The 26,670-nt window shown below is 71.5% G+C and carries 21 protein-coding genes, 4 tRNA genes and 1 other RNA gene; 12 read left to right on the forward strand and 14 right to left on the reverse strand.

Features of this window, described 5'->3' with window-relative positions:
* The first annotated feature begins 207 nt into the window (after window positions 1-207).
* Window positions 208-1,302 carry a Leu/Phe/Val dehydrogenase gene (locus OIE49_RS17550; RefSeq protein WP_326803150.1) on the forward strand — a complete coding sequence of 365 codons (1,095 nt, stop codon included), beginning with the start codon at window positions 208-210 and terminating at the stop codon, window positions 1,300-1,302.
* Window positions 1,303-1,601: 299 nt separating this feature from the next.
* Complete coding sequence (locus OIE49_RS17555; protein WP_100570379.1) at window positions 1,602-1,853, forward strand: DUF3073 domain-containing protein; 252 nt, start codon at window positions 1,602-1,604, stop codon at window positions 1,851-1,853.
* A 151-nt stretch (window positions 1,854-2,004) separates the two neighbouring features.
* Here OIE49_RS17555 and purM read toward each other — a convergent pair whose 3' ends face one another.
* The 6 genes from purM to purS all read right to left on the reverse strand — a co-directional run bounded on the left by purM (window position 2,005) and on the right by purS (window position 9,006).
* Complete coding sequence (gene purM, locus OIE49_RS17560) at window positions 2,005-3,072, reverse strand: phosphoribosylformylglycinamidine cyclo-ligase (protein WP_100570380.1); 1,068 nt, start codon at window positions 3,070-3,072, stop codon at window positions 2,005-2,007.
* Between the two features lie 32 nt (window positions 3,073-3,104).
* Entirely contained in the window at window positions 3,105-4,634 is a 1,530-nt protein-coding gene (purF, locus tag OIE49_RS17565) for an amidophosphoribosyltransferase (RefSeq protein ID WP_326803151.1), read from the reverse strand.
* A gap of 235 nt (window positions 4,635-4,869) precedes the next feature.
* Window positions 4,870-5,673: a sterol carrier family protein gene (locus OIE49_RS17570; protein WP_326803152.1), complete on the reverse strand. Its 804-nt coding sequence runs from the start codon at window positions 5,671-5,673 to the stop codon at window positions 4,870-4,872.
* 128 nt (window positions 5,674-5,801) lie between these two features.
* A complete protein-coding gene (gene purL / locus OIE49_RS17575; RefSeq protein ID WP_326803153.1) occupies window positions 5,802-8,060 on the reverse strand; it encodes a phosphoribosylformylglycinamidine synthase subunit PurL in 2,259 nt (752 codons plus the stop codon).
* On the reverse strand, window positions 8,057-8,737 hold the full coding sequence (purQ, locus tag OIE49_RS17580; RefSeq protein ID WP_326803154.1) for a phosphoribosylformylglycinamidine synthase subunit PurQ: 681 nt from the start codon (window positions 8,735-8,737) through the stop codon (window positions 8,057-8,059). The genes purL and purQ overlap by 4 nt, the downstream gene beginning before the upstream one ends.
* Window positions 8,734-9,006 (reverse strand): phosphoribosylformylglycinamidine synthase subunit PurS, encoded by a 273-nt coding sequence (purS, locus tag OIE49_RS17585; protein ID WP_100570385.1) that lies wholly within the window; start codon window positions 9,004-9,006, stop codon window positions 8,734-8,736. The genes purQ and purS overlap by 4 nt, the downstream gene beginning before the upstream one ends.
* A gap of 363 nt (window positions 9,007-9,369) precedes the next feature.
* On the opposite strand from purS, the gene OIE49_RS17590 reads away from it, so the two are divergent.
* The 8 genes from OIE49_RS17590 to OIE49_RS17625 all read left to right on the forward strand — a co-directional run bounded on the left by OIE49_RS17590 (window position 9,370) and on the right by OIE49_RS17625 (window position 13,928).
* A complete protein-coding gene (locus OIE49_RS17590) occupies window positions 9,370-9,687 on the forward strand; it encodes a histone-like nucleoid-structuring protein Lsr2 (protein ID WP_100570386.1) in 318 nt (105 codons plus the stop codon).
* 148 nt (window positions 9,688-9,835) lie between these two features.
* A tRNA-Gly gene (locus tag OIE49_RS17595) sits at window positions 9,836-9,907 on the forward strand.
* An 81-nt stretch (window positions 9,908-9,988) separates the two neighbouring features.
* Window positions 9,989-10,061: transfer RNA gene (locus tag OIE49_RS17600), tRNA-Gly, on the forward strand.
* Between the two features lie 134 nt (window positions 10,062-10,195).
* Entirely contained in the window at window positions 10,196-11,146 is a 951-nt protein-coding gene (locus OIE49_RS17605; RefSeq protein ID WP_326803155.1) for an ABC transporter ATP-binding protein, read from the forward strand.
* Window positions 11,143-11,919: an ABC transporter permease gene (locus OIE49_RS17610; RefSeq protein ID WP_326803156.1), complete on the forward strand. Its 777-nt coding sequence runs from the start codon at window positions 11,143-11,145 to the stop codon at window positions 11,917-11,919. Before OIE49_RS17605 ends, OIE49_RS17610 begins: the two co-directional genes overlap by 4 nt.
* Window positions 11,920-11,961: 42 nt before the next feature.
* On the forward strand, window positions 11,962-13,212 hold the full coding sequence (locus tag OIE49_RS17615; protein ID WP_326803157.1) for a sensor histidine kinase: 1,251 nt from the start codon (window positions 11,962-11,964) through the stop codon (window positions 13,210-13,212).
* Window positions 13,209-13,832, forward strand: coding sequence for a response regulator transcription factor (locus OIE49_RS17620; RefSeq protein ID WP_326803158.1), 624 nt, complete (start codon window positions 13,209-13,211; stop codon window positions 13,830-13,832). The genes OIE49_RS17615 and OIE49_RS17620 overlap by 4 nt, the downstream gene beginning before the upstream one ends.
* Window positions 13,833-13,855: 23 nt before the next feature.
* A tRNA-Gly gene (locus OIE49_RS17625) sits at window positions 13,856-13,928 on the forward strand.
* 45 nt (window positions 13,929-13,973) lie between these two features.
* Here OIE49_RS17625 and OIE49_RS17630 read toward each other — a convergent pair.
* The 6 genes from OIE49_RS17630 to ffs form a co-directional block, all read right to left on the reverse strand.
* Window positions 13,974-14,873, reverse strand: a complete 900-nt coding sequence (locus OIE49_RS17630) for a phosphoribosylaminoimidazolesuccinocarboxamide synthase (RefSeq protein ID WP_100570391.1) — start codon at window positions 14,871-14,873, stop codon at window positions 13,974-13,976.
* Window positions 14,874-14,941: 68 nt separating this feature from the next.
* A complete protein-coding gene (locus OIE49_RS17635) occupies window positions 14,942-16,462 on the reverse strand; it encodes a N,N-dimethylformamidase beta subunit family domain-containing protein (RefSeq protein WP_326803159.1) in 1,521 nt (506 codons plus the stop codon).
* 223 nt (window positions 16,463-16,685) lie between these two features.
* Entirely contained in the window at window positions 16,686-18,731 is a 2,046-nt protein-coding gene (locus OIE49_RS17640) for a hypothetical protein (protein ID WP_326803160.1), read from the reverse strand.
* Between the two features lie 320 nt (window positions 18,732-19,051).
* Complete coding sequence (purD, locus tag OIE49_RS17645) at window positions 19,052-20,305, reverse strand: phosphoribosylamine--glycine ligase (RefSeq protein ID WP_326803161.1); 1,254 nt, start codon at window positions 20,303-20,305, stop codon at window positions 19,052-19,054.
* A gap of 152 nt (window positions 20,306-20,457) precedes the next feature.
* Entirely contained in the window at window positions 20,458-22,734 is a 2,277-nt protein-coding gene (locus OIE49_RS17650) for a DNA polymerase III subunit gamma and tau (RefSeq protein WP_326803162.1), read from the reverse strand.
* A 48-nt stretch (window positions 22,735-22,782) separates the two neighbouring features.
* Window positions 22,783-22,877: signal recognition particle sRNA small type (ffs, locus tag OIE49_RS17655), an RNA gene on the reverse strand.
* Window positions 22,878-22,950: 73 nt separating this feature from the next.
* Between ffs and OIE49_RS17660 the strand changes: the two genes are divergently transcribed.
* Window positions 22,951-23,038, forward strand: a tRNA-Ser gene (locus tag OIE49_RS17660).
* Between the two features lie 249 nt (window positions 23,039-23,287).
* Here OIE49_RS17660 and OIE49_RS17665 read toward each other — a convergent pair.
* Window positions 23,288-24,253, reverse strand: a complete 966-nt coding sequence (locus OIE49_RS17665) for an LAETG motif-containing sortase-dependent surface protein (RefSeq protein ID WP_326803163.1) — start codon at window positions 24,251-24,253, stop codon at window positions 23,288-23,290.
* A 361-nt stretch (window positions 24,254-24,614) separates the two neighbouring features.
* A complete protein-coding gene (locus OIE49_RS17670; RefSeq protein WP_326803164.1) occupies window positions 24,615-25,622 on the reverse strand; it encodes a zinc-binding dehydrogenase in 1,008 nt (335 codons plus the stop codon).
* Between the two features lie 339 nt (window positions 25,623-25,961).
* Between OIE49_RS17670 and OIE49_RS17675 the strand changes: the two genes are divergently transcribed.
* Window positions 25,962-26,639 carry a GAP family protein gene (locus OIE49_RS17675; RefSeq protein ID WP_326803165.1) on the forward strand — a complete coding sequence of 226 codons (678 nt, stop codon included), beginning with the start codon at window positions 25,962-25,964 and terminating at the stop codon, window positions 26,637-26,639.
* The last annotated feature ends 31 nt before the right edge of the window (window positions 26,640-26,670 follow it).

Consider the following 26,670-nt stretch of genomic DNA (forward strand, 5'->3'; position numbering starts at 1 on the left):
TCGTCCCACGCCCGGGTGGCGGCGTACGCCGGGGGAGGGTGATCGGGACCACGAGGGTCATGGATGGCGGAGTCAGGGTCTAATCTCCTGCTGAGCGGCCCACCGGCCGCCGCCCACCACCCCTCCCGCCGCCCCCGCCACCACAACGTGCGGAGGTTCTCGGAGGGTCAGTCCCCGCTCGCCGCTACTTACCCGGGAGTCACCACCGTGACCGACGTGACCAACGGCGTCCTGCACACCCTGTTCCACTCGGAGCAGGGGGGCCATGAGCAGGTCGTGCTCTGTCAGGACCGCGCCAGCGGCCTCAAGGCCGTCATCGCCATCCACTCCACCGCCCTGGGCCCCGCGCTCGGCGGTACGCGCTTCTACCCGTACGCGAACGAGGAGCAGGCCGTCGCCGACGCGCTGAACCTCGCGCGCGGCATGTCGTACAAGAACGCCATGGCCGGCCTCGCCCTCGGCGGCGGCAAGGCCGTGATCATCGGTGACCCGGAGAAGATCAAGACCGAGGAACTTCTGCTCGCCTACGGGCGGTTCGTCGCCTCGCTCGGCGGGCGCTACGTCACCGCGTGCGACGTCGGCACGTACGTGGCCGACATGGACGTGGTGGCGCGCGAGTGCCGCTGGACCACCGGCCGCTCGCCCGAGAACGGTGGCGCGGGCGACTCCTCGGTGCTGACCGCCTTCGGCGTCTACCAGGGCATGCGGGCCTCCGCCCAGCACCTGTGGGGCGACCCGTCGCTACGCGACCGCAAGGTCGGCGTCGCGGGCGTCGGCAAGGTCGGGTACTACCTCGTGGAGCACCTGGTCAAGGAGGGTGCCCAGGTCGTGATCACGGACGTGCGGCAGGACGCCGTACGGCGCGTCACCGACCAGTACCCCGCCGTGGCGGTGGCCGCCGACACCGACGCACTGATCCGGACCGAGGGGCTGGACATCTATGCCCCCTGCGCTCTCGGCGGCGCCCTGAACGACGACACCGTGCCGGTGCTGACCGCCAAGGTGGTGTGCGGCGCGGCGAACAACCAGCTCGCCCACCCGGGCGTCGAGAAGGATCTGGCCGACCGCTCGATCCTCTACACGCCGGACTACGTGGTGAACGCCGGCGGTGTCATCCAGGTCGCCGACGAGCTGAACGGCTTCGACTTCGACCGGTGCAAGGCGAAGGCGTCGGAGATCTTCGACACCACGCTCACCATATTCGCACGTGCGAAGGAAGACGGGATTCCGCCGGCCGCCGCGGCCGACCGGATCGCCGAGCAGCGGATGTCGGAAGCCAGGGAAGCCCGGATCGCCCGCTGACGGCACGGCGGACGTCGCACGTCCGTGCGGTACCTGCCGGTGGACGGTTGGAGAGAACTCTCACTTCCACCGGCGGGTCGTCCGCGGATAAGTGGTTAAAATCGCCACTGACCAGCAAGGACAGGCTTCCTCGACGGTCCTGTGCACACGCGCGTCCGGTGGGCGACGTACCGTATGGGCGCGGGCTCAGGTACCGTGGAAGCCCTACGGACCGGTCTCTCCACGGAGAGCCCGTTCCGGATCATGAACGCGTGTCAGACTCTGGGGCCATCGAGCCCCGTCGTTGAGGGGGTCGAGCCATGGGGCGCGGCCGGGCCAAGGCCAAGCAGACGAAGGTCGCCCGCCAGCTGAAGTACAACAGCGGTGGGACGGATCTCTCACGCCTGGCCGAGGAGCTGGGCGCATCGACGTCGAATCAGTCGCCGAACGGCGACCGCTTCGAGGACGATGAGCAGGACGACGACGTGTACTCACGGTACGCCGAGTTGTACGAGGACGACGGCGAGGACGAGGACGACAACTCCTCGCGGCAGCACCGCCGCGGCGCATAGCGCCCGCGGCGGCTCAGCCGTATCCGGCGTGCCGTAGGCATCGCACCTCACCCGGTCCGGGGCTCACGCACCGGACCGGGTTTCGTGCGCCCGCTGACGGCCGCCGACGCCCACCGGGCATCGGCGGCCGGAGCGTGCCGGTCACGGGAACTCACTCGTGGTCCCCCACCAGGGCCGCGCCCGTGGTGTGCGCGCCGCGGTCGGTGATCTCGCCGGCCACCCACGCGTCGAGACCTCGGTCGGCCAGGGTGGCGAGGGCCACGTCGACCGACTCCTCGGGCACGATCGCGATCATGCCCACGCCCATGTTGAGGGTCTTCTCCAGCTCCAGCCGCTCGACGTCGCCGGTCCTGGCGACCAGGTCGAAGACGGGGGCCGGGGTCCAGGTGGCGCGGTCGACCACGGCGTGCAGACCGTCCGGGATCACCCGGGCCAGGTTGGCGGCGAGTCCGCCGCCGGTGACGTGGCTGAAGGCGTGCACCTCGGTGGTGCGGATCAGGGCCAGGCAGTCCAGCGAGTAGATCCTGGTCGGCTCCAGCAGCTCCTCGCCGAGGGTGCGGCCGAGGTCTTCGACATGCGCCTCCAGCGGCAGTCCGCCCCGGTCCAGCAGCACATGCCTGACCAGGGAGTACCCGTTGGAGTGAAGCCCGGAGGACGCCATGGCGATCACCGCGTCACCCTTGCGGATGCGATCCGGGCCGAGTAGCCGGTCCGCCTCCACGACGCCCGTGCCCGCGCCGGCGACGTCGAAGTCGTCCTCACCGAGCAGCCCCGGGTGCTCGGCGGTCTCGCCGCCGATCAGCGCGCAGCCGGCCAGGACGCAGCCCTCGGCGATGCCCTTGACGATGGCGGCGACCCGCTCGGGGTGGACCTTGCCGACGCAGATGTAGTCGGTCATGAACAGCGGCTCGGCACCGCACACCACGATGTCGTCCATGACCATGGCGACCAGGTCGTGGCCGATGGTGTCGTACACGCCGAGCCGGCGGGCGATGTCGACCTTGGTGCCGACTCCGTCCGTGGCGGAGGCGAGCAGCGGGCGCTCGTAGTGCTTGAGGGCGGAGGCGTCGAAGAGGCCGGCGAAGCCGCCGAGGCCACCGAGCACCTCGGGGCGGCGGGTCTTCTTCACCCACTCCTTCATGAGCTCTACGGCGCGGTCGCCCGCCTCGATGTCGACGCCGGCGCTCGCGTAGCTGGCGCCAGTGGTCTCGGAAGACATGACCTTGGGAACCTCTGTGTCGTCTTGCGTGCTTACGGACGGCGGATCGCGTCGGTCGCGGCCGTGGCGGCCGGGCCGGCGGCCAGCTCGGACTCCAGCAACTGCTTGCCGAGCAGCTCGGGGTCGGGCAGTTCCATCGGGTACTCGCCGTCGAAGCAGGCACGGCACAGGTTCGGCTTGGCGATGGTGGTCGCCTCGATCATGGCGTCGATGGAGATGTACGCCAGCGAGTCGGCGCCCAGGGAGGTGCCGATCTCGTCGACGCTCATGCCGTTGGCGATGAGTTCGGCCCGGGTGGCGAAGTCGATGCCGAAGAAGCAGGGCCACTTCACCGGCGGCGAGGAGATCCGGATGTGCACCTCGGCGGCGCCGGCCTCGCGGAGCATCCGCACCAGGGCCCGCTGGGTGTTGCCGCGCACGATCGAGTCGTCGACGACGACCAGGCGCTTGCCCTTGATGACTTCCTTCAGCGGGTTCAGCTTCAGGCGGATACCGAGCTGGCGGATGGTCTGCGAGGGCTGGATGAAGGTCCGGCCGACGTAGGCGTTCTTCACCAGGCCGCTGCCGAAGGGGATGCCGGAGGCCTCCGCGTAGCCGACGGCTGCGGGGGTGCCGGACTCCGGGGTCGCTATGACGAGGTCGGCCTCGACGGGGGCCTCCTTCGCCAGGCGGCGGCCCATCTCGACCCGGGAGAGGTAGACGTTCCGGCCTGCGATGTCGGTGTCCGGGCGGGCCAGGTACACGTACTCGAAGACACAGCCCTTGGGCTTCGCTTCCGCGAATCGCGAGGTGCGCAGACCGTTCTCGTCGATGGCGACGAACTCGCCGGGCTCGATCTCGCGGACGAAGCTGGCGCCGGTGATGTCCAGCGCGGCGGTCTCCGAGGCGACGACCCAGCCGCGCTCAAGGCGACCCAGGACCAGCGGGCGGATGCCCTGCGGGTCACGGGCGGCATAGAGGGTGTGCTCGTCCATGAAGACGAGGCTGAAGGCGCCCTTGACCTGCGGGAGGACGGCGTGGGCCGCCTCCTCGATGGTCAGCGGCTTCCCGTCGGCGTCGACCTGGGCGGCCAGCAGGGCCGTGAGCAGGTCGGTGTCGTTGGTGGCCGCGACGCGGGTGGAGCGCCCGTTGTTGTCCTTCGGCAGGTCGGCGACCAGCTCGGCGAGCCGGGCGGTGTTGACCAGGTTGCCGTTGTGTCCGAGGGCGATCGATCCGTGCGCGGTGGCGCGGAACGTCGGCTGGGCGTTCTCCCACACGGAGGCGCCGGTGGTCGAGTAGCGGGCGTGTCCGACCGCGATGTGACCCCGGAGGGAACCGAGCGAGGTCTCGTCGAAGACCTGGGAGACCAGTCCCATGTCCTTGAAGACGAGGATCTGGGAGCCGTTGCTGACCGCGATGCCCGCGGATTCCTGGCCCCGATGCTGGAGGGCGTACAGCCCGAAGTACGTGAGTTTCGCGACCTCTTCACCCGGGGCCCAGACTCCGAAGACGCCGCACGCGTCCTGGGGGCCCTTCTCTCCGGGGAGCAGGTCGTGGTTGAGTCGTCCGTCACCACGTGGCACGGTTCCGAGTGTAGGCGAGGTCGACCACTGGTCCGAATTGGGGGATGCGCGCAGGTCCGGGGCCACTTTCCCCGTCGCCTCGCACGCGCCGTCGGCGTTTCAGCAGGTCAGGACGCTGTGTCGATCATCCGTCCGCCGGGTGGGGTACCGCCGGGAAGGCGCCGCGGACTTTTCCTGGCGGACATGAGTGAGGTGTCGCACACCATTGGGGCCGTGGATGCCGCGGGGAGCGGGTTCAGGCCAGGAGCGGCAGCAGCCCGCCGAGATCGGCGCGCTCCCCGCTCGCGCTGACCTGGGCGGCCGCCACGGCGTCCCGCCACGCCAGTCGGCCGGCGGCCAGCCTGACCCAGGTCAGCGGGTCGGTCTCGACGACGTTGGGCGGGGTGCCGCGGGTGTGCCGGGGGCCTTCCACGCACTGCACGACGGCGTACGGCGGGATACGCACCTCGGTCGATCCGCCGGGCGCACGGGCGGCGAGCGCGTCGGCGAGCAGCCGGGTGGCGGCGGCCAGCGCCTGGCGGTCGTAAGGGATGTCCAGGCCCGGCACGGCGGCGTTCAGGTCGTCGGTGTGGACGACGAGCTCGACGGTGCGGGTGACGACGTAGTCGGCCAGCGGCAGGGCGCCCGCGCTGGTGCCGAGCAGCCGGGTGCCGGGGTGCGCGGCGAGAGCGGCCGTGAAGTCCCGCTCGGTGGCGTCGAGGTAGGCGCCGAGGTCCGGGTTCCGCTCGGCGAGTTGGCGGGCGTGGGCGGCGATGGCGGGGGCGTCGGCGCCGATGGCCGACGGCCAGTCGAGCAGGGCGCCGTCCTGCCGGGCCGGTTCGGGTTCCTCGAGCAGCCGCCCGACGGCCGACAGCGCCATGCCGACGTGGGCGACCAGATCCCGCACGGTCCAGTCCCCGAGCCGCGTGGGCAGCGCGAGCCGCTCGGCGGTCAGCACACGCACGGCATCCCGCACATGCCCGAACTGCGCCAGCACGGCACCACGGGTCCTGTCGGGGTCGTAGGTCCGGGACCGGGCACGCTTCTTGACCGGGCTCATGCCGGCGAGCCTATGCCTTCACGGCGACACGGCCGTCCCGGCCATGACCGGCGGCCGGGACCGTGGGGAACGCGCGGGCAGGCCCCGCCCTGAACCGGGCGGGGCCTGCCCGCGTACGTCGACGGGGCTTACGCCAGCAGCGCCGGGATCGTTCCCTCGTGGGACTCGCGCAGGGTGGCGAGGGGGAGTTCGAACTCGCCCTGGAGCTCGACCGTGTCGCCGTCGATGACGCCGATGCGGGTGGCGGGCAGGGCCCGGGCGCCGCACATGTCGTTGAAGCGGACCTCCTCGGAGCGCGGCACGGCCACGACGGCGCGGCCGGCCGACTCCGAGAAGAGGAAGGTGAACGCGTCCAGGCCGTCGGGTACGACCAGACGCGCGCCCTTGCCGCCCAGCAGGGCGGACTCCACGACCGCCTGGACGAGGCCGCCGTCGGACAGGTCGTGCGCGGAGTCGATCATGCCGTCGCGGGAGGCGGAGATCAGGATCTCGGCCAGCAGGCGCTCACGCTCCAGGTCGACCTTCGGGGGCAGGCCGCCGAGGTGATCGTGGACCACCTGCGACCAGGCCGAGCCGCCGAACTCCTCGCGGGTGTCGCCGAGGAGGTACAGGAGCTGGCCCTCCTCCTGGAAGGCGACCGGGGTGCGGCGGGCGACGTCGTCGATCACGCCGAGGACGGCGACCACCGGGGTCGGGTGGATGGCGGCCTCGCCCGTCTGGTTGTAGAGCGAGACATTGCCGCCGGTCACCGGGGTGCCCAGCTGCTTGCAGCCGTCCGCCAGACCGCGCACGGCCTCCGCGAACTGCCACATGACCGCCGGGTCCTCGGGCGAGCCGAAGTTCAGGCAGTCGGAGACCGCCAGCGGCTTCGCGCCCGTGGTGGCGACGTTGCGGTACGCCTCCGCCAGCGCGAGCTGCGCGCCCGTGTACGGGTCGAGCTTCGCGTAGCGGCCGTTGCCGTCGGTGGCGAGGGCGACGCCGAGGCCGGTCTCCTCGTCGATCCGGATCATGCCGGAGTCCTCGGGCATGGCCAGCACGGTGTTGCCCTGCACGAAGTGGTCGTACTGCTGGGTGATCCACTTCTTGGACGCCTGGTTCGGGGACGCCACCAGCTTCAGGACCTGGTCCTTCAGCTCCTCGGACGTCTGCGGACGCGGCAGCTTGTTCGCGTCGTCGGCCTGGAGGGCGTCCTGCCACTCCGGGCGCGCGTACGGGCGCTCGTAGACCGGGCCCTCGTGGGCGACCGTGCGCGGGTCGACGTCGACGATCTTGCCGCCGTGCCAGTAGATCTCCAGCCGGTCGCCGTCGGTCACCTCACCGATGACGGTGGCGATGACGTCCCACTTCTCGCAGATCTCCAGGAAGCGGTCGACCTTCTCCGGTTCGACGACCGCGCACATGCGCTCCTGCGACTCGCTCATGAGGATCTCCTCGGGCGAGAGCGTGGAGTCGCGCAGCGGGACGTCGTCCAGGATGACGCGCATGCCGCCGGAGCCGTTGGAGGCCAGCTCGCTCGTCGCGCAGGACAGGCCGGCCGCGCCGAGGTCCTGGATGCCGACGACCAGCTTCTCGGCGAAGGCCTCCAGGGTGCACTCGATGAGCAGCTTCTCCTGGAAGGGGTCGCCGACCTGGACCGCCGGGCGCTTGGAGGGCTTCGCGTCGTCGAAGGTCTCCGAGGCGAGGATCGACGCGCCGCCGATGCCGTCGCCGCCCGTGCGGGCCCCGTACAGGATGACCTTGTTGCCCGTGCCCGAGGCCTTGGCCAGGTGGATGTCCTCGTGCCGCATCACGCCGATACAGCCCGCGTTGACCAGCGGGTTGCCCTGGTAGCAGGCGTCGAAGACGACCTCGCCGCCGATGTTGGGCAGGCCCAGGCAGTTGCCGTAGCCGCCGATGCCCGCCACCACGCCGGGGAGCACCCGCTTGGTGTCGGGGTGGTCGGCGGCGCCGAAGCGCAGCGGGTCGACGACGGCGACCGGGCGCGCGCCCATCGCGATGATGTCGCGCACGATGCCGCCGACGCCCGTGGCCGCGCCCTGGTAGGGCTCGACGTAGGAGGGGTGGTTGTGCGACTCGACCTTGAAGGTGACCGCGTAGCCCTGGCCGACGTCCACCACACCGGCGTTCTCGCCGATGCCGACGAGCAGGGCGTCGCTCTCGGGGGCCTTCTCGCCGAACTGGCGCAGGTGCACCTTGGAGGACTTGTACGAGCAGTGCTCGGACCACATCACGGAGTACATCGCGAGCTCGGCGCCGGTCGGGCGGCGGCCGAGGATCTCCACGACCCGCTCGTACTCGTCCTTCTTCAGGCCGAGTTCGGCCCAGGGCAGCTCGACGTCGGGAGTCGCGGCCGCGTGCTCGACCGTGTCCAGAGGCGTCCTGCTCATGCGGTGACCAGCTTCTTGAGGATCGAGGTGAAGAACGGGAGACCGTCGGTGCGGCCGGTGCCGATCAGCGGCTCGGTGGCGTGCTCGGGGTGCGGCATGAGACCCACGACGTTGCCGGCCTCGTTGGTGATACCGGCGATGTCCCGCAGCGAGCCGTTCGGGTTGACGTCGAGGTAGCGGAAGGCGACGCGGCCCTCGGCATCCAGCTTGTCCAGCGTGTACGCGTCGGCGACGTACCGCCCGTCCATGTTCTTCAGCGGGATGTGGATCTCCTGGCCGGCGGTGTAGTCGCTGGTCCAGGCGGTCGACGCGTTCTCCACCCGCAGCTTCTGGTCGCGGCAGATGAAGTGCAGGTGGTCGTTGCCGAGCATCGCGCCCGGGAGGAGATGGGCCTCGGTGAGCACCTGGAAGCCGTTGCAGATGCCGAGCACCGGCAGTCCGGCCCGCGCCTGCTCGATGACGCTCCCCATCACCGGCGAGAAGCGCGAGATGGCTCCGGCCCGCAGGTAGTCGCCGTAGGAGAAACCACCGGGCAGGACGACCGCGTCGACCTGCTTGAGGTCCTTGTCCTTGTGCCAGAGGGCGACCGGTTCGGCACCGGCGAGGCGGATCGCCCGCTGGGTGTCACGGTCGTCCAGGCTGCCCGGGAAAGTGACGACGCCAATACGAGCGGTCACTTCGTGGCCCCCGCGACTACGTCATCGGACTCGACCTTGACGGTGAAGTCCTCGATCACGGTGTTGGCGAGGAAGGATTCGGCAAGATCGTGAATGCGGGCGAGCGCGGCCTCGTCGACGGGCCCGTCCACTTCCAGTTCGAATCGCTTTCCCTGACGGACGTCGGAGATGCCTTCGAAACCCAGCCGCGGCAGTGCGCGCTGCACCGCCTGGCCCTGGGGGTCGAGGATCTCCGGCTTGAGCATGACGTCGACTACGACGCGTGCCACTGGCACTCCCGGTGTGTGGTGCTGAGCAGGTTCCTTCAGACTACCCGCACAAAATTTCTACGCGAGTAGACTCGTAGGAAACTACGTGACGGCCGTCACGGCCCCACGCCGACGGCCGGTCGTCGTGAAAAGTTCTGGGAAAGTTCGGGTTCGGCCCCTGATCCGGTATTGCGCCGGGACACGCGGACAGATTTAGTCGGGCTTCCCCTTGCAATGCCCGGCACTGTACAAATGAATTGGCAACAGCCGATACTTTTCCCGATAACAGGCGGACAGTCGGCATCTTTGAACATCTCCGCACGTCATGCACGACATGACGGACCAGATGGACCGCAGAGGTGCCGCACGAAGGGACCGATATTCGTGGCGCAGCGTGTCGTGGTCACTCTCTTTGACGACATCGACGGCTCGGAAGCGGCGGAAACGATCGCCTTCGGACTGGACGGCAGGTTCTACGAGATCGACCTGAACCAAGCCAATGCCAAGAAACTGCGTAAGGCGCTCGCACCGTACGTGGAAGCCGGCCGCAAGCGGTCGAAGTCGGGCAAGACGTACCGGCAGACGGAGGTCGCTCCCGATCCCGCCGCCGTCCGCGCCTGGGCGCAGGCTCACAAAATGGACGTGCCGGCGCGCGGCCGCATCCCCAAGAAGGTCTACGAGGCATTCAGCGCGGCCCAGTGACGGGTCGCCGCCGGGGGCGCCCCGCCGTGAACCAGGGCCCGTCAGCGGGCCCTGGGGGCAACCGACTTGCGCAACCCCCCTGTTGATCAGCTAATGTCTGGAGCACGCCGAGGGGCGAGGCCGGAAGGCCGAGGCCCACGGAGTCCATGCGGGTGTAGTTCAGTAGTAGAACATCCCCCTTCCAGGGGGAAGGCGCAGTGTGCAATTCCTGTCACCCGCTCTGCACCGCCGGTCCGGACCACTGATGTGGATCAGGTAGGCTGGTGCTCGCGCCGATCGGTGGGAGCCGGTCGGAGGCAATGCGGACGTAGCTCAGTTGGTAGAGCGCAACCTTGCCAAGGTTGAGGTCGCGAGTTCGAGCCTCGTCGTCCGCTCGGGAAATAGACCCCGGTCCATCGGACCGGGGTCTTTTCGTTGTTCTCTCTCCTGCGTCCGCTCTGACATTTGTCATGCGGGGTGATGACACCGCGCACTGCTGCGGCAGCCCGGCCGCCGGGACGCTGGATCCATGGACACGGACGAGCACGTGATTGAGGTGACCGGCCTCCACCGGGTGTACGAGGGCGGATTCGAGGCGGTGCGCGGGATCTCCTTCCATGTGGACCGGGGGGAGATCTTCGCGCTCCTCGGCACCAACGGCGCCGGAAAGACCTCGACGGTCGAGCTCCTGGAGGGGCTGGCGTCACCGGCCTCGGGGCGCGTGCGGGTGCTCGGGCACGACCCGTACGCGGAGCGTGCGCTGGTACGGCCGCGCACCGGTGTGATGCTCCAGGAGGGCGGCTTCCCCTCCGAGCTGACCGTCGCCGAGACCGCGCGGATGTGGGCGGGCTGCGTCAGCGGGGCCCGCCCGCCCCATGAGGCGCTCGAACAGGTCGGTCTCGGGCGGCGCACGGACGTACGGGTCAAGCAGCTCTCCGGCGGTGAACGGCGTCGCCTGGACCTGGCACTCGCGCTGCTCGGCGAGCCCGAGGTGCTGTTCCTGGACGAGCCGACGACCGGGCTGGACGCCGAAGGGCGCCGGGACACCTGGGAGTTGGTGCGGGCGCTGCGCGATCGCGGCACCACCGTGCTGCTCACCACGCACTACCTGGAGGAGGCCGAAGGGCTCGCCGACCGGATCGCGATCCTCCACGAGGGACGCATCGCGACCGCCGGTACCCCGGCCGAGGTCACCGCCGCGCAGCCGTCCCGGATCTCCTTCGACCTGCCCGCGGGGTACTTCCTCGGCGACCTGCCCCCGCTCGCCGGACTGGGCGTGTGCGAGCACGAGGTGGACGGCCGCGCCGTACGGCTGCGCACCCGCGAACTCCAGCGGACCGCCACGGAACTGCTGCTGTGGGCACACCGGGCCGGAATCGAACTGGCCGGGCTGGATGTCCGGTCGGCCTCGCTGGAGGAGGCGTTCCTCGGCATCGCGCGGGACGCCGCCGCGCCGCGGACGAAGGAGTACGCCGCATGAGCACCGCCGTCACCACCCCCGCCGGCCGGATGGCCGCGCTCGCACGCGCCGAGCTGCTTCTGCTGGCCCGCAACCGGAGTGCTCTGGTGGCGGGCGTGCTCCTGCCGCTGGTGCTGCCCTTCACCGTCCGGTCGGCGACCGCGCAGATGAACCTGGAGGACGCCGGGCTGACCGTCGGGCTGGTCATCCTGCCGGCCGCGATCGGCGTCTCCCTGCTGTTCGCCGTGTACTCCACCCTGGTCGGCGTGTTCGTCGCCCGGCGCGAGCAGCTGGTCCTCAAGCGGCTGCGCACGGGCGAGCTGCGGGACACCGAGATCCTCGCCGGAGCCGCCCTGCCGGCCGTCGCCACCGGCCTCGTCCAGTGCCTGCTGCTGACCGGCGCCTGCACCGCGCTGCTGCACGTCCCCGCCCCGCGCTCACCCCATCTCGCCGTCGTCGGCCTGCTGTTGGGCCTGCTGCTCGGCGTGCTGCTGGCGGCCGTCACCGCGGGCTTCACCCGGACCACCGAGAGCTCCCAGGTCACCTCGCTCCCCCTGCTGCTGGTCTCGATGATCGGCTCCGGGCTGACCGTGCCGCTGGAACTGCTCCCCGAGCGGCTCGCCCGGTGCTGCGAGCTGCTGCCGCTGACCCCGGTGACCACACTGGTCCGCGGCGGCTGGACCGGAGACCTGAGCGGCTACGACGCCCTTCGGGCCGTGGGTATAGCGCTGGCCTGGATCGCGCTCGCGGTGTTTGCTGTACGGCGCCGGTTCCGCTGGGAGCCGAGGCGCTGAGAGACGGCGCGGAGGGGACGGGAAGAGGTGGGGGGAGAAGCCATGCGCGGGCCCGTCGGCTGGTGGCGCGGCAAGAGCACGACAGCCAAGGTCGAGACGTACACACGGTGGTCGTTCCACACCTTCGCGCTGATCGAGGCGGTCATGGGCGGGCTGATGGTCCTGCGCCAGGCGGGCCCCCACCCGGCGGCCTGGCTGGCGGCGGCGGTCACCGGGCACGCCGCGCTCTGCGCGGTGACCGCGTCCCGTGCGCTCGACTGGACCCGCGGCAGGCGTGAGCAGCCCCTGCGGCTGCTGTGGACGCTCGGCGCGGTCACCGCGGTGCTGGCCGTCCTCGCGCTCGGCGTGCACGCCCACGGCCCCGGCGACAACGTGGACACCGCGGCGGGCATGGCCTTCGCGTGCGTGCTGGTCTTCGGCGCCGGCATCATCGCCCTCGGGGTGCGCACCCGGCGCCGGGTCGCCGCGGTGGTGACGGGATTCGCGGCCGGTTCCGGAGTCATCGCCTTCCCCCTGGGGATGCCGGGCCTGGCCGCGCTGGCCAACGTGGTCATGGTGCTGGTCGGAGGCGCATCCCTGGCCTTCACCTCCGTCTTCTCCGTCTGGCTGCTGAACGCCGTCTACGCGCTCGACGAGGCGCGGGAGACCCGGACCCGGCTCGCAGTCGCCGAGGAGCGCCTGCGGTTCGGGCGGGATCTGCACGACGTGATGGGGCGCAACCTCGCGGTGATCGCGCTGAAGGCGGAACTGGCCGTGCAGCTGGGCCGGCGCGGCCGGCCCGAGGCGGTGGAGCAGATGATCGAGGTGCAGCGGCTGGCCCAGGAGTCGCAACGCGAGGTCCGTGCCGTGGTCCGCGGCTACCGGGAGGCCGACCTCGCCGCGGAACTCGCGGGCGCCCAGGGCGTCCTGACGGCGGCCGGCATCGACTGTGCGGTCACCGGCTCACCGGCCGGTCTGCCCACGCCGGTGCAGTCCGCGCTCGGCTGGGTCGTCCGGGAGGCCGCCACGAACGTGCTCCGGCACGGGGACGCCCGGCGGTGCACGGTGTCCCTGCGCGTGGCCGACGGCCGGGCCGAGCTGACCGTCGAGAACGACGGGGTGCCAGAGTCCCCCGCCGGTGACCGGCCGGGCTCCGGGCTCGCCGGTCTTCGTGAACGGCTGTCGGAGCTCGACGGCACCCTGCGGGCGGGACCCGCGGGACGCGGCCGGTTCCGGCTGACCGCCGAGGTGCCGCTGCCGCCGCCCGCCGCCGGTCCCCAGACCGCCCGTCCGTTGAGCGAGGCCACCCGATGACGACGTCCCCCGTGCCCGTCCGGCTGCTGCTGGCCGACGACGAACACCTGATCCGCGGCGCGCTCGCCGCGCTGCTGTCCCTTGAGGACGACCTGCTGGTCGTCGCGGAGGCGGCGAGCGGACCGGAGGCGCTGGCCATGGCCCGGGCGCACGCGCCGGACGTGGCCGTGCTTGATCTGCAGATGCCGGGCGCGGACGGTGTGAAGGTCGCCACATCCCTGCGGGCCGAACTGCCGGGCTGCCGGGTGCTGATCGTGACCAGCCACGGACGGCCCGGACATCTGAAGCGGGCGCTTGCCGCGGGTGTGCGCGGGTTCGTCCCGAAGACCGTCAGCGCCCAGCGGCTCGCCGAGATCATCCGCACCGTGCACGCCGGAAACCGCTACGTCGACCCGGAGTTGGCCGCCGACGCGATCTCCGCCGGGGACTCCCCGCTGACCGCGCGGGAGGCCGAGGTGCTGGAGTTCGCCGCCGACGGGGCACCGGTCGCGGAGATCGCCGAGCGGGCCGCGCTGTCCCCGGGGACCGTACGGAACTACCTGTCGTCGGCCGTGACGAAACTCGGCGCGGAGAATCGACATGCGGCAGTACAGCTCGCACGGGAGCGAGGTTGGGTATAGTTGGCCTCGCGCCACGGCGCAGTGCGGACGTAGCTCAGTTGGTAGAGCGCAACCTTGCCAAGGTTGAGGTCGCGAGTTCGAGCCTCGTCGTCCGCTCGGGAAAAAGGCCCCGGTCCATCGGACCGGGGCCTTTTCGTTCCCCTACGCCCAGCTCGTCCCCGTCAGCCGCTCGTACGCCTCCACGTACTTCGCCCGCGTCGCCTCCACGACCGGCTGCGGCAGCGACGGCGGGGGCTGCTCGCTCCTGCGGTCCCAGCCGGACTCGGCGGACGTCAGCCAGTCGCGGACGTACTGCTTGTCGTACGACGGCTGCGCGCGGCCCGGCTGCCACTGGTCGGCCGGCCAGAAGCGGGAGGAGTCCGGGGTGAGCACCTCGTCGGCGAGGACGAGCGCCTCCCCGTCGAAGCCGAACTCGAACTTGGTGTCGGCGAGGATGATCCCGCGGTCGCGGGCGATGTCCCGGGCCCGGCCGTAGACGGCGAGCGTGGCCTGGCGCAGCTGGGCGGCCGTCTCCGCGCCGACCTGGCGGGCCACCTCCTCGTAGGAGACGTTCTCGTCGTGCTCGCCGACCTCGGCCTTGGTGGCCGGGGTGAAGATCGGGGCGGGCAGCTCGGAGCCGTCGGTCAGGCCCTCGGGCAGGGCGAGGCCGCAGACCGTGCGGGTCTGCTCGTACTCGGCCAGGCCCGAACCGGTGAGGTAGCCGCGGGCCACGCACTCCACGGGGACCATCCGCAGGGACTTGCAGATCAGGGTGCGGCCCGCCCAGTCGGCGGGAGCGCCCTCGGGCACCTCGGTGGACAGGACGTGGTTCGGGGCCAGGTCGGTGAGCCGGTCGAACCACCACAGGGACAGCTGCGTGAGGATGCGGCCCTTGTCGGGGATCTCGGTCGGCAGCACCCAGTCGTAGGCGGACATGCGGTCGCTGGCGACCATGACGAGGTCGCCCGCCTCGTTCTGGTACAGGTCGCGCACCTTGCCGGTGTGCAGATGCACCAGGCCCGGAACCTGGATCGGCTCGGGCTTTTCGACGAATCCGGACACGGTTCCTCCCCGTGGTTCTGTCCAATGGACCGATTCTCCCGTATCGGGCATCGATCCCCGGCAGCGGGTCAGTCGCGCTTGCAGATGCGGTCCAGGAGGTTGGCGGTGGCGCGCTGGATACGGGCGTCGACGTGGCCGGGGCGGTCCAGGGCCGGGGACCAGGCGAAGGTCCCCGCGGCGAAGACGAGGGCGCCGGAGGGCGCCCGGTACAGGGACGTCTCCTGGTGGCGCGTCACGCCCTCGCCGTCCGTGTACGGGGAGTGCGCGAGCAGGATGCGGTCCTGGTACTCGGGCAGCGGGGTGCGCGGGAAGTAGCGGTCGGCCTCGCCCGCGACCAGGCCCGCGATCTCCTCGCCCTCCTCGGCCCCGGTCGCCTCCCACAGCCAGTGGTCGGCGTTGCGGACGATCAGCGGGTGCGGCTCGGGGACGCGGCCGGCGTACTGGATGCCGACCAGTTGCTGCTCGGGCCGGTCGATCTCCCGCCACAGCACCGACCGGCCGGGGCCCTTGCGCTTGCGGCAGGTCAGCAGGCGGTCGGGGACGCCGGACGGGGAGGCGCCCAGTTCGACCTGCCAGTACATGGTGTTGGCCGAGAGGAAGACCAGGGACGTGCCGTTCTCGCGGGCGAGTTCGACGGTGCGGCGCATGCTCACCGACCAGTACTCGTCGTGGCCGGGGAAGACCAGACCGCGGTAGCGGGTGGGGTCGACACGGCCGGCGTGCAGGTCGCGGGCGTCGGCGTAGGCGAGGTCGTAGCCGTAGCGCTCGGCCCAGCGGATGACGTCGTAGGCGTGGCCCACGTGCAGGGGCAGGCCCGCCCCGGCGTAAGGGCGGTCGAAGGAGACCGTGGTCGCGGCGTCGGCCTCACCGAGCAGCCGCCCGTGCTCGTCCCAGGCGTGGTAGAGGCTGGCGCCCGTGTGGCCGTCCTCCGGGTAGAGGTTGTAGGCCTGCCAGGTGATGTCGGGCAGGAGCAGCAGCAGGTCCGCGGGGCGGTTGTCGCGGACGGTGAACGGGATGTGGGAGCGGTAGCCGTCGTCGGTGGTGAGCACGGCCACGTAGGCGCCGACGCTCCAGTGGGACGGCACCTGCAACCGCCACGAGAGCCACCAGTGGTGGCAGGAGACGGTGCGGTCGGCGGTCAGCGGCGGGGGCTGGACGATGCCGGACAGGCGCGGACTGGTGGTGATCTTGGCGGCGCCGTCGCCGCCGTAGTGTCCGATGCGGTAGATGTCCACGCCGAACTGCTGGGGCGGGTCGACGGTGACGTGGAAGTCGATCGCCTCGCCGGGAGTGACGGCACCGGTGGAGACGAAGCCCTTGATCTGCCGGTGGACGTCGTCGGCCGAACGGGGACCGCCGCCGGAGGCGCGGGGAGCGGGCACGCGGGGGCGGCCGGACCTGGTCCGCGGGGGCGGCGTCTGCGGGGGCGTCTGCGGGAGCGGGTCCACGTACCAGGGAACGACGTGCCCGGTGTCGTCGAAGTACGTCTCGCTGCCGCGCAGCCAGGGGACGGGGCCCAGGCCGAAGGGGTCCGTCACGGCGTGCGCGAGAGCCCCCGACTCCCAGCGGCGAATCTGCTCCGATCCCATGCCCGATCCCCTCCCTCGTGCCCCCGTGGTCCGTCCTGCGGCGGTGCGGATCTGTCGGTCCTGTTCCGGCTGTGGCTGTCGTATGTCGCACGGACTTGCCACGTGCGTTATCGGTCCCAGCACATCACATAACGCGCGCATGCTGTCACTATTCGTTGCGAATTGGCCGAAAGTGGAAGCGGGGGATCCGGTAGCGCGGCCGCCGGGTCGGCTTCGGTCCAGGTCAGACCAGCCGTACGGGCTTTTCCGGACGTATGCCCGAGTCGACCAGCCAGTTCCGCAACGGGACGGGGTCGCCGTCCTCGACCAGGGCGAGGACCTTGGGGCTGAGATCGGCGGCCCTCTCCCCGTTGATGAGGAGAGCGGGGCCGTCGAGCCAGTCGAGGCCCGGGGAGGCGTCGGCGGTGTCCATCGCGGCGCAGCACACCATCGCGGTGACGTGGTCGGCGAGGAGTTCGCGGCCGGTGCGGTGCGGTTCGAGCGGGAAGAGGGGCAGCGAGTCCTCGTTCCGCGGCGGCGTACCTGCGACCTGCCCGGCTCCCGTCGGCGCCGTACCCGCCGGGGGCTCCGACGCCTCCTCGCGGGCCAGCTCGGCGCTGATGCCGGCCGCGAGCGCGGCACCTCGCTCGCTGCCGAGGCCGGGGGCCTCGTCCGGGGTGAGGGGGTCTTCGGGGGCGGGGGGCTCGCCGGGGTGCGTGTGTCCGCCGGGGGGTTCCCCGTGATCCAGGTGTTCCCCGTGTCCTGGGTGTTCCAGGCGCTCTGGGTGTTCTGGGTGTTCTGGGTGTTCGTCGTTTTCTGCGGGCTCTTGGTGCCTGGGGCGCTCGCGGTGTCCGTGGTGCTCGCCGTGTCCGCCGTGCTCGTCGGGCTCGTCGGACGGGTGGTGCGCGATGTGTGCCTCGTCGTCGTGGGCCGGTCGGGTGTCGTCGGCCGGTTCGTCGGCCGGGAGGACCGTCCGCTCGCGGAGCTTGCCGGACGGTGCGGACAGGTGCTCCAGGACCCGGGCCAGGGTCGGTCCGTGCGGATCGGCGGCGGAACCGGGGGAGCGGCGGACGCCCAGGCGGTCCAGAACGCGGTGGAGGCGAGCGGCATCCGTACGCCATTTGCGGTCGACGACCTCGTCCGGGTACTCCTGCCAGTCCACCGGGCACCAGTCCCGGCCGCGCTCGGCCGGGCCGCCGTGGAAGAGGCGCGCGGCCAGCAGCGAGGCGGCCTCGTCGACGGCGCCGGGCTCCTCCAGCAGGTCGCAGGCCGGGCGCTCACCGAGCCGGGAGGTGAAACCCTCGGCCAGGCGGTCGCGGCGGGACAGTTCGGTGAGGGCCGCGACGACACCGGCGTCGAGGCGGGAGGGCCAGCGGCCCATGCGCCAGGCAGGGAGCGCGACCCTGGTGAGCAGTCGGTCCCAGCCCGCGTACGCCAGGCCCACCTGCTCCTGGGCGGCGATCCTCAGCCCGTAGTCCACAGCCTGTGCGCGTTCCGCCGCCGCGGCCGCCACGCCGCGCTCCATCAGGGCCGCGTGCTCCCGGCAGCCGCGCAGCAGCAGCCGGGCCACCCAGCCGAGTCCGGCGTAGACCGAGCGGACCAGAGGGGGGCGGCCGGGTGCCGAGGCGACGGCCACCGCCGCGTCCAGACCGCGGACGAAACGCCGGGCCGCGGCTATGTCCGGGTGCGCCGAGGGTCCCGTACCGGCGACGACCGGGGCGAGCACGGCCCGCAGCTCGCCGACGCGCATCCACCACAGGAACGGGGAGCCGATGACGAGGACGGGCGTCTGCCCCGTACGGCCCGGGCGGGCCGGGGACAGGCCGCGCAGCGCGTCCGGCTCGCCGTGCGAGTGATCCTGCCCGGCGGGTGGGCCGTGGGCCGGGTGCGTACGGTCCTCCAGCCAGCTGTCGCAGTCCGGGGTGAGTTCTACGGCCGACGGGGCGGGGACGCCGAGGCGGTCGGCCAGCTCGCGCACCAGGCGGTACAGGTCCGGGGCCGACTTCTCGGCTATCGGGACGGTCGGGGTCATCGCGGGGCGGGCCCGGGCCACGACCAGCCCGATGGCCACGGCCAGGAGCAGGACGAGGACCGCGACGGCGCCGACCACCCAGCGGGCGAGGTCCCAGCCCCGGCCCACGAGGTGCCCGGTCGAGCCGCCGGCGAGCAGGATCACGGCGAGGGCGGCGGGCAGCAGGGCGACGGCGAGCGCCCGGCTGCGCACGCGCAGCACGGCCAGGGCCCTGGAGCGCGCGGCCTGGACACCGACCTCCACACCCATACCGGTCACGACCGCCCGTCACCCCCTCCCGACTGTCCTGGCGTTGCTCATTCCCCCACTGTGGCACCCATGACTGACATCGCAATGCCGGTGGGCCAAGTGCCGGAATGCCTGCGCGCACACTAATTGGGCCCCCGGCCCGCGTCAGCCGGATGGAGTATTGGTCACTCGATGGAATGGCTTTGGTCAGAGCCGGACGACAGAGCGCAATGATCAGGCCCCGACTAGAGCCGGGGCCTGCTGTTCGGGAGACGTGCTGTTCACGACCTGCTGTTCACGACGGGTCGTTCAAGAACGGGGCCGGTGCGGAGGAAGGGGCGGGTGCCGCGTCAGGCGTCCGCCGCGGCCCTCGCCGCGATGTCCGAGCGGTGCTGGGACCCGTCGAGGCGGACCCGGGCGACGGCGGTGTACGCGCGGTCGCGGGCCTCGGTCAGGTCCTTGCCCGTCGCCGTGACGGACAGCACGCGGCCACCCGCGCTCAGCACGGTGCCGTCCTCGCGCCGGGTGCCGGCGTGCAGCACGTACGCGTGCGGGGCGTCCTGCGCGGCCACCTCGTCGAGGCCGGTGATCGGGTCACCGGTGCGCGGGGTGCCGGGGTAGTTGTGGGAGGCGACGACCACCGTGACGGCCGCGTCGTCGCTCCAGCGCAGGGGCTCCAGGTGGGCGAGGCCACCGGTGGCGGCGGCCATGAGGACTCCCGCGAGCGGGGTCTGGAGGCGGGCGAGGACCACCTGGGTCTCGGGGTCGCCGAAACGGGCGTTGAACTCGATCACACGGACGCCGCGGCCGGTGATGGCGAGCCCCGCGTAGAGCAGCCCGGAGAACGGCGTGCCGCGGCGGCGCATCTCGTCGACCGTGGGCTGAAGCACGCTGTGCAGGACGTCGTCCACGAGCTTGGGGTCGGCCCAGGGCAGCGGCGAGTACGCGCCCATGCCACCGGTGTTGGGGCCCTTGTCGTCGTCGAGCGCCCGCTTGAAGTCCTGGGCGGGCTGGAGCGGGACGACCGTCTCGCCGTCGGTGACGGCGAAGAGGGAGACCTCGGGTCCGTCGAGGTACTCCTCGATCACCACGCGGTCACAGGCCGCCGAGTGCGCCCTGGCCGCCTCGATGTCGTCGGTGACGACGACGCCCTTGCCGGCGGCGAGCCCGTCGTCCTTGACGACATAGGGGGCGCCGAAGGCGTTGAGGGCCTCGTCGACCTCCTCGGCCGTCGTGCAGACGTACGAACGGGCCGTGGGCACGCCTGCCGCGGCCATCACGTCCTTGGCGAAGGCCTTGGAGCCCTCCAGCCGCGCGGCCTCCTTGGAGGGACCGAACACCGGGACGCCCGCCTCACGCAGGGCGTCGGCGACCCCGGCGACCAGCGGGGCCTCGGGGCCGACGACCACGAGGTCGGCACCCAGCTCGGCGGCCAGCGCGGACACCGCCGCGCCGTCGAGGGCGTCGACCTGGTGCAGCTCGGCGACCTCGGCGATGCCGGCGTTGCCGGGCGCGCAGTGCAGCGCGGTGACGGCGGGGTCGAGGGACAGGGAACGGCACAGGGCGTGCTCGCGGGCGCCGCTGCCGATGACGAGGACCTTCACGGGGTCAGCCTAACGGCAGCGGCCCGAGGCCCTTTGTGCGGGCCGCCGAGGAGAGGACGGGAGGGCGTTCGTAGGTTTCTCCGAGCAGGGAAAGGCGCGAGCAGGCCGAGCCGGACCGCTCGAGCGGGCGGGCCGGACATGGGCCTGCTCCCCTACTCCGTCGAGTACTCCTCGACCACCGTGGCGCCCAGCTCCCGCACGATCAGTTCGTGACCGGACAGGGCCGACTCGTCGAGATCCGGGTCGTCGTCCTCGGGAATGTCGTCCTCGGGGGCGACGGGAGGCGGCTCGTGGGCGGAGAACGGCGGTGCCGGAGAAGAGGCGGGCGTGGGTGCCGCGGCGGACGGCGGCCGGTTCGGGGCCGCGGCAGGCGCCGACGGAGCCGCGGGCTGGGGAGCAGGCGTACGCTGCGCTGCCGCGCCGCCCCCACCGCCGTAGCCGCCGCCACCGGGACCCGGACCGTAGCCGCCGCCCGGGGGCTGGGGACCGGAGCCGCCGCCTCCCGTCGGGTCGACGACCGCCTCGATCTTCCACTGGACGTTGAACTGCTCGGCCAGCGCCTGGCGCAGCACGTCCTCACTGCCGCTGCTCGCGAAGTTGTCGCGGGCACCGGCGTTGACGAAGCCGATCTGGAGGGTGGTGCCGTCGAAGCCGGAGACATGGGCGTTCTGGCTGAGCAGGATCCAGGTGAAGCGACGGCGGTTCTTCACCGCTTCGAGGACGTTCGGCCAGAGGACGCGGGGGTCGAGCCCGCCGCCTGCCGGGGCCGGTGGGGCGGAAGGGACCGGGGCGGCGGCAGGCCTCGCCGCGGGTGCCTGCTGCGCGGGCCCCGGGGCGCTGGACGCACTCGGCGCACCCGGTGCCTGCCCGCCGCCCGGCGCTGCCGCTGTGGGCCAGCCGCCCGGCCGCCGGCCGCCCGCGGCTGCCGCGGTGGGCCAGGCACCGGGCGCGGCGGCGGGCGGTGCGGCGACGGGTGCGGTGGGCGGAGCCGTCTCCTGGGAACGGTCACTCGCGGCCGGCGCAGGGGGTGCTGCCGGGGCAGGGGGTGCGGGGGGTGCGGTCGGCGCAGGGGCCGCGGCGGGCGTGGATGCGTCAGGGGCGCCCGAGCCCCGCACGGCCGCCCGAGCCGCGGCCGCCCCACCGCCCGGCGGAACAGGAGGTACGGCGGGCGCCGCACCCGCGGGGCCGCCCACCGCGATCGGCGCTCCCCCGTGCGCCTCGGGTCCGGGTACGTACCCCATCGCAGGCGCACCCGCGCCCGCGGAGAAGCTGACGCCGCGCTCGATGCGGTCGAGGCGGGCCATCACCGACCGCTCGTCGCCGTAGGCGGCGGGGAGCAGGACGCGGGCGCAGATCAGTTCGAGCTGGAGGCGGGGCGAGGTGGCGCCACGCATCTCGGTCAGGCCCTCGTTGACGAGGTCGGCGGCGCGGCTCAGCTCGGCGGCACCGAAGGACCGGGCCTGGGCCTGCATCCGCTCCACGACATCGGCCGGGGCGTCGATGAGCCCCTTCTCGGCGGCGTCCGGAACGGCCGCGAGGATCACCAGGTCCCGCAGCCGCTCCAGCAGGTCGGCCACGAACCGCCGGGGGTCGTTGCCGCCCTCGATCACATGGTCGACGACCTCGAAGGCACCGGAGCCGTCCCCGGAGGCGAAGGCCTCGACGACGGAGTCGAGCAGAGAGCCGTCGGTGTAGCCGAGGAGCGAGGTGGCCATGGCATACGTCACACCTTCCTCCCGCGCACCGGCGAGCAGCTGGTCCATGACGGACATGGAGTCACGCACGGATCCGGCGCCGGCCCGCACGACGAGGGGCAGCACCCCGTCCTCGACGGGGATGTCCTCCTTCTGGCAGACCTGGCCGAGGTAGTCCCGCAGGGTGCCCGGCGGCACGAGACGGAAGGGGTAGTGGTGGGTGCGCGACCGGATGGTCCCGATGACCTTCTCGGGCTCGGTCGTGGCGAAGATGAACTTCAGGTGCTCCGGCGGCTCCTCGACCACCTTGAGCAGCGCGTTGAAACCGGCCGACGTGACCATGTGGGCCTCGTCGATGATGTAGATCTTGTACCGGCTGCGGGCGGGCCCGAAGAAGGCCTTCTCGCGCAGGTCACGGGCGTCGTCCACACCACCGTGCGAAGCGGCGTCGATCTCGATGACGTCGATGGACCCCGGGCCGTTCCTGGCCAGGTCGCGGCACGAGTCGCACTCCCCGCAGGGGGTGGGCGTCGGCCCCTTCTCGCAGTTCAGGCACCGGGCGAGGATCCGCGCGCTGGTCGTCTTGCCGCACCCGCGCGGACCGCTGAACAGGTACGCGTGATTGACCCGGTTGTTCCGCAGCGCCTGCTGCAACGGGTCGGTGACATGCTCCTGCCCGATGACCTCGGCGAACGACTCCGGGCGATAGCGGCGGTACAGCGCGAGAGACGACACGCATACGAGGTTATAGGCGCCCACCGACAACGTGTCCGGCCCGTGGACGCAAGCGCCCCCCACGCACCCGCCAGAGCCGACCTACCCTTGCTGCCTTCCGGCCCTGGGGGAGTTCAGTCAGATAGCGCCGCGTGAGGGGCTCCGCACAGAGTACCCGATCCCGGGCACCGGCAACGAGTTCGCGAGCACTCCTCCGAGTCATGTAATGTTTCCGGCGGAGGATTCGCCTAGAGGCCTAGGGCGCACGCTTGGAAAGCGTGTTGGGGGCAACCCCTCACGAGTTCGAATCTCGTATCCTCCGCCAGTGCCTCACCGGGCACGATGTCGAAGGGCCCCACCGCAAGGTGGGGCCCTTCGACGTTGTCCCAGAGGCGTATAACCGCGCACAGAGATACACCCACGCCTCGGCAGACGAGCCAACAGGGCCGGCAGGCAGTCGGTTCGTGATGATGCCGCACCCGCCTACGGATCAGATGGCGAAGGGCCGCGCCCGCGTGTGCGGGTGCGGCCCTCGTGACTCGGTGAGCTCAGAGTCGGCGCGTCAGGTACGCGGTCAGGCTGTGGCGCCGATGTCGGCCTTGCGGCGGCGCACGACGAACACGGCGCCGGTGCCGACGGCGACCGCGGCACCGCCCGCCAGCGCGATCATCGGCAGCGCCGAGTTGGAGCCGGTCTCGGCGAGGTGGCCCTGCGGGACGATCTGGTTGTCGCCGGCGGGCTTGGCCGGCAGCGGCTTCCGGCCGCCCTGCGGCTTGGCGTCGCCCGGGTTGCCCGACTTGGAGCCGGCGGCGAGGACGTCGAACTGGTAGAAGTCGTCGTCGCTGGAGTAGACGCAGTTGCCCTTGTCATCGGCGTACATGCCGATGGAGATGGCGAAGCCCATGCCGGCCGGGGCCTTGCTGTCGATGCTCAGCCGCAGGTCGATGGAGAAGGACTCCTTGGCCTGGACGTCGGTGTAGCCGAGGTAACCGGCGCCCTCGTCGTTCTCGTTCAGGGAGATGTTCTGCCACGTGCCGGTGGCCGGGTCCTTGTACTGGAGCGTGAGGTAGCTCGTGGTGACTTCGTAGTTCTTCTCGTTGACCTGAGCGGCGAACACACCGAGGTCCACACGCTTGTAGGCGTTGTGGCCGGAGTTGTTGACGTTCAGCTTGAAGTTGTGGAACCCGCTGCCCGCGACGATCTGCGAGGGCAGGCCGGACAGGCTGGTGTGCAGGTTCTTGTCCTGCGTGTAGTCCTCGCTGTCGTTGCACACCTGCGGGCCCGGCGTCTCGGACGGCGAGGCGCTGGGGCTGGGGGTGGCCGACTCCTCGTCGGTAGTGCCCTCGTCCTTCGAGTCGGACCCGTCCTCGGTCTTGGTGTCCGATCCGTCCTCGGTCTTGGTGTCCGATCCGTCCTCGGCCTTGGCGTCCGATCCGTCCTCGGCCTTGGTGTCGGACCCGTCCTCGGCCTTGGTGTCGGACTTGTCCTCGGCCTTGGTGTCGGACCCGTCGCCTTCCGTCTTGGCGTCGGACCCGCTCAAGGCAGCCGATTCGCTGTCGGTGGAGGCGGGGGTGCTGGAGGAGGAGTCAGGGTTGCCCTCCGTCGCGAAAGCGGCCGGGGCCGCAAGAAAGACAGCAGGCGTGATGGCGGCCGTAGCGGCAGCGAGAGCCAGGTAGCGGCGAATCTTCATGCGAACCTCAGAGACAGGGGTGGCCAACGTGTTCGCACAAGAGATCGCTGGGAAACTCAAAAAGTTGCGCAATATTCTGCACGTCAGAGTGTGAGGTGCATCACGCGCACAGAACTCCGCCAGTGCCTCACCGGGCACGATGTCGAAGGGCCCCACTGTTCGCAGTGGGGCCCTTCGACGTTGCCCGTCTCGGTTTCCGTGGTGGGGGCAGCTACCAGGGGCGGACGAGGACGAGGCCGACCTTGCCGGGTCGTACCGCGTGCTCCACGGCCTTGGTCAGCTCGCCGAGGCCGTACGTGGCGGCCACGTCGAACTGGTCCTTGAGCCCCAGCGCGATCTGCTTCGCGGTGGCGACGTCGGACGCCCGCCTCTCGGCGGAGACATCGGACAGCCACCGTCCGATGTTCTTGCCCCGCAGGGTCAGCGACTTGCTCAGCAGCGTCGACGCGTGCACCGAGAGCGGCTCCTCGGCGATTAGCCCGTAACTGACCAGCTTGCCACCCGGCGCCAACAGGTCCAGAAGGCTCTCCGCCAGCTTCCCGCCGATCGGGTCGAGAGCAACACTCACCGGATGGCCACCGGCCGCCTTGCGGACCTGGTCGGCCCAGCCCGGATGCTCTGTCGACACGACCGGCGTGTCCGGGAACCGTTCGCGCAGCTCAGCGGCACCGCGATCGCTGCGGACGACGTTGACGAGCGCCAGGTTGTGGAACTGGGCCAGGCCCGTCACCAGCCGCCCGACCGACGAGCCCGCCGCGGTCTGCACCAGAAAACCGTCATATCCGAAGGCCGGGTGCTCCTGCGCCTCACGGCGCAGCATCACCGCGGTCAACGGGTTCGCCAGCATCTGCGCGGCGACTTCGTCCGGCAGCTCATCCGGTACGGCGACGACCACCTCGGCCTCCGCCGCGATCCACTGCGCCCACGCCCCCGGCTGGGGGAAGACCGTCACACGGCCGCCGACCTCGACCCCGGGCGCCACGCGTGTGCCCGGGCCGATGGCCTCCACCACGCCGGTGGCCTCCGCGCCGGCCGGGACCGGCCGGGCAGCACTGCCCGGGTACGCCTCGATGGCCTGGAGATCACCGGGGTGCACCGTGAAGGCGGTGGTGCGGATGAGGACCTGGCCGCGCTCGGGCGCCGTCGACTCCGGCTCCTCGACGACGGTCAGAACATCGGCGGGCAACCCTCCACGGGTGTGGACGACACGACGGTTCATGACCCTCCTCATGCGCCGATACGCGCGGGGCTCGGCCGAGGCGTCAGCGACGTCCCGCAGCAGCGGGTTCCGCCACTGAGTGCCCCGTCAAGCCGTATCGGCCGCCCGCCTCACGCAGCCCCCTGGTCACGCTCGCACGCCGGGCAATCAGCGGCACAGCCGGCTGGGCCGATCGGGTCATGGGCCTCATGAAGCGCCCTTCGAACGGGCGCGCGTCGCGGAGGCCCGGCCGGCTCTTCGCCGGTCGATCAGTCACCCGTACGACACGGACACCGCGTCTGCGGGCGGCGTTCGGCGCACGATGAGTAGCGGACCCGATCTCACTTCGAGGAGGCCGCCTTGGGACACGCCGTCGGCGATGTGCTCGGACTGGCGGCCGCTGTCGCGATCAGTCCGCTCCCGATCGTGGCGATCATCCTCGTCCTGGCCACGCCGCAGGGACGTCCGAACGGGACCCTATTCGCTGTCGGCTGGATCCTCGGCCTGGCCGCCCTCGGCGCGATCATGCTGGCGGTAGGAGGTTCCGGCGGCGCGTCCACGCACAAGCACCCAGCCACCTGGGTCGGAGCCCTCAAGCTCGCGCTGGGCGTGCTGCTCGTCCTGTTCGCCGTCCGACAGTGGCAGGGACGCCCCCGCGACCCCTCACAGGCACACCTGCCGAAGTGGATGGCGGCCATCGACCGTTTCACCCCCTCCAAGGTGCTCGGACTCGGGCTGCTGCTCTCGGCCGCCAACGCCAAGAACGCCCCGCTGACCATCGCCGCCGGTGCCTCGATCAGCTCGACCGGAATCCCCGTACCGCAGCAGATCGGCACACTCGCGGTCTTCGTCGTCATCGCATCGCTCGGCGTCCTCGCGCCGCTGGCCGTCTACCTGTCCATGGGAGAACGCGCCAAGAGCATCCTCACCGGCTGGCGGGACTGGGCCGCACAGCACAACGCTGCCGTCATGGCCGTCCTCTTCTCCGTCCTCGGACTCAAGCTGCTCGGGGACGGGATCAGCGTCCTCGCCTCCTGAGTGGCCTCTGCCGATCGCCGGCGCGGGCCTG

It is taken from the genome of Streptomyces sp. NBC_01788, assembly GCF_035917575.1.
Classification (GTDB): domain Bacteria; phylum Actinomycetota; class Actinomycetes; order Streptomycetales; family Streptomycetaceae; genus Streptomyces.

Bases quoted from the DNA above. Each gene is read 5' to 3' on its own strand.
- OIE49_RS17555 (WP_100570379.1), top strand. From the start codon at position 1,602: ATGGGGCGCGGCCGGGCCAAGGCCAAGCAGACGAAGGTCGCCCGCCAG.
- purM (WP_100570380.1), bottom strand. From the start codon at position 3,072: ATGTCTTCCGAGACCACTGGCGCCAGCTACGCGAGCGCCGGCGTCGAC.
- OIE49_RS17570 (WP_326803152.1), bottom strand. From the start codon at position 5,673: ATGAGCCCGGTCAAGAAGCGTGCCCGGTCCCGGACCTACGACCCCGAC.
- purL (WP_326803153.1), bottom strand. From the start codon at position 8,060: ATGAGCAGGACGCCTCTGGACACGGTCGAGCACGCGGCCGCGACTCCC.
- OIE49_RS17605 (WP_326803155.1), top strand. From the start codon at position 10,196: ATGGACACGGACGAGCACGTGATTGAGGTGACCGGCCTCCACCGGGTG.
- OIE49_RS17610 (WP_326803156.1), top strand. From the start codon at position 11,143: ATGAGCACCGCCGTCACCACCCCCGCCGGCCGGATGGCCGCGCTCGCA.
- OIE49_RS17615 (WP_326803157.1), top strand. From the start codon at position 11,962: ATGCGCGGGCCCGTCGGCTGGTGGCGCGGCAAGAGCACGACAGCCAAG.
- OIE49_RS17620 (WP_326803158.1), top strand. From the start codon at position 13,209: ATGACGACGTCCCCCGTGCCCGTCCGGCTGCTGCTGGCCGACGACGAA.
- OIE49_RS17635 (WP_326803159.1), bottom strand. From the start codon at position 16,462: ATGGGATCGGAGCAGATTCGCCGCTGGGAGTCGGGGGCTCTCGCGCAC.
- OIE49_RS17670 (WP_326803164.1), bottom strand. From the start codon at position 25,622: ATGAACCGTCGTGTCGTCCACACCCGTGGAGGGTTGCCCGCCGATGTT.